Genomic DNA, 2,201 nt, shown 5'->3' with positions numbered 1-2,201 from the left:
ATAGCTGGTACTCTTTCGCATTTCCCATTTCAATATTTACATTCTTGTTAACTGCCGGGCCATTGTAGGGCGGTATCATCACAAAATCCCCTTGCCGCAATGCAGTACGCGAACTCGCTTCCAGCACCAGCTCATTCCGTCCTTTTTTGCTTTTACCTAAAAACACGTCGAGGTAATTCTGACTGTCCAAGCCCTTCGCTTCCTGTCCAGTTAGGTGTGCCAACGAACTCAGTAAATCGAGCTGACAAACTACTGCGTCCGAAACTGAGGGCTTGATCGTGCCTTTCCAGTAAGTGATAAATGGAACACGCGCACCAGCTTCAAACAAGCTGTATTTGCCGCCCCGCAGTGGTCCCGCTGGCTTGTGGTTGCCCAACTTTTCAACTGCGTCGTCGTGATAACCGTCGTTTACAACCGGCCCATTGTCGCTGGTGAAAATAATAAGTGTGTTTTCGAGAATACCTTCTTTTTCGAGTGTTTTCAATAACTCACCCAGGCACCAGTCTGCCTCAGCGATTGCATCGCCTCGGGGTCCCATTCCGGTAACACCTTTAAACCGGGGATTTGGCGTGCGCGGCACGTGCGGCTGCTGCATGGCGTAATAGAGAAAGAATGGTTGTGATTTATGAGAAATAACAAACTGTTGCGCTTTGGTCAGGAACAGGTCCGCCATTTCTTCATCATTCCACTTCGCCTTCGTGCCGCCTTTCATATAACCAATGCGTGAAATTCCATTGGTAATGCTTTGATCGTGACCGTGGTGCCACTTCATTTTCAGCAACTCAGGATTGTCCTTTCCAGTCGGCTCGCCCGGAAAATTCTCTTTGTAGCTCACCTGAATAGGATCGTTCGGGTCCAGACCGACTACACGCGTATTTTCAATGTAAACCGTAGGTACTCTGTCCTGCGTGGCAGCCAGAATATAGGAATAGTCGAAGCCGAGCTGGTTGGGACCGGGCTTGATTTCCTTGTTCCAATCCGTATTTCCATCTCCCAGTCCAAGGTGCCATTTACCTACGATCCCTGTGGCATATCCTGCTTTTTTCAGGATCTTCGGAATGGTCGCCTGCGCCGTATCGATCAGCAACGGAGCATCACCCGGCAGGATCTTGGCGTCTTTGTTGCGCCACGGATACACCCCCGTCACTAATGCAAAGCGGCTCGGAGTACAGGTCGACGATGTGGCATAGCCATTTGTAAACCGCACGCCACCTTTTGCAAGGCGATCCATATTCGGCGTTTTCAAAGCAGTAGCCCCATAAGCACCCACATCGCCATACCCCAGGTCGTCGAGGTTAATGAGGATGATATTGGGTTTCACTGCACCGGGCTCTTTGCCGGCAAATTGCCAGCTGGTAGCAGTAATCAGAATTGCAAAAGAGAAGCCTAGAATAGTTAGCTGTATGTTTTTGTTAGGTGTTTTTTTTATCATGTTATATAAAATTGAATGCGGAATATGCAGGTAATGCGGCTTCAACCTGCATTGAAGAAAGTGTTCTGCTATGCATTTTTACCTTGTTGTTTCAAATGGGCAAGGCTTGGTTGCTCCTCCGCAACTCACTTCGCCAACTTGGGATTTACATTTACTTCTGTTTCCGGAATGGGCCACAATTCGTCGGTGCCTTTTCTGAATTTTTTGGAAGTAACATACCAGCGGAATTTCGGGTCGGTCTTTTTTGAAGTAGTTGCGTATCTCTTGGAATCCGGGAATGCGGCTCCCCAGAAGTCACCGGACAGAGCCTGATCAGCTGTGCCCCATCGGAGCAAATCCCATAGTCGTAACCCTTCAAAAGCGAGCTCAATGCGCCGCTCTCTCCGCAGGATTGGTCTTAACGCGGCCGCATTGGTAACAGTAATTTTGGATAAATTCACAGATGCCCTGCCGCGTACTGCATTGATGGTTTGATCCAAAAGGGGCTGTGTAATAGGCGTACCTGCTTCCAGTTCGGCTTCCAGGTAGCTGAGCAGCACTTCGGCATAGCGGATGATCGGCAGGTTTCCACCGTAGTCCGCAGTCAGACTGCCATTGAATGATTCATCAAAAAATTTGCGGAGCCCGTATCCCGTGCGTGTTGCCTGCTTGGAATAAGTGAGCTGGTCAAGTGAATTGACAGAGTCGGGGTGTACCACGTACCTGCGCCCGCCGAATGTGGTTCCGTCCCACAGAAAAGTCGCGCGGAAACGTGGGTCGCGGTTGGCGC

The 2,201-nt window shown here is 49.8% G+C and carries 2 protein-coding genes; both read right to left on the bottom strand.

What is annotated here, in order from left to right; genetic code table 11:
- A partial coding sequence (locus ACTIE6_RS22980; protein WP_439558858.1) for a sulfatase family protein occupies positions 1–1,432 on the bottom strand: 1,432 nt, incomplete at its 3' end.
- A gap of 125 nt (positions 1,433–1,557) precedes the next feature.
- On the bottom strand, positions 1,558–2,201 hold a 644-nt coding region (locus ACTIE6_RS22975; RefSeq protein WP_439558857.1), incomplete at its 5' end, for a RagB/SusD family nutrient uptake outer membrane protein.

This window comes from Dyadobacter sp. (assembly GCF_051859145.1).
Classification (GTDB): Bacteria; Bacteroidota; Bacteroidia; order Cytophagales; family Spirosomataceae; genus Dyadobacter.
Note: the sequence above shows the minus strand (reverse complement) of the source record. Positions and strands in the feature narration are given on the sequence as shown.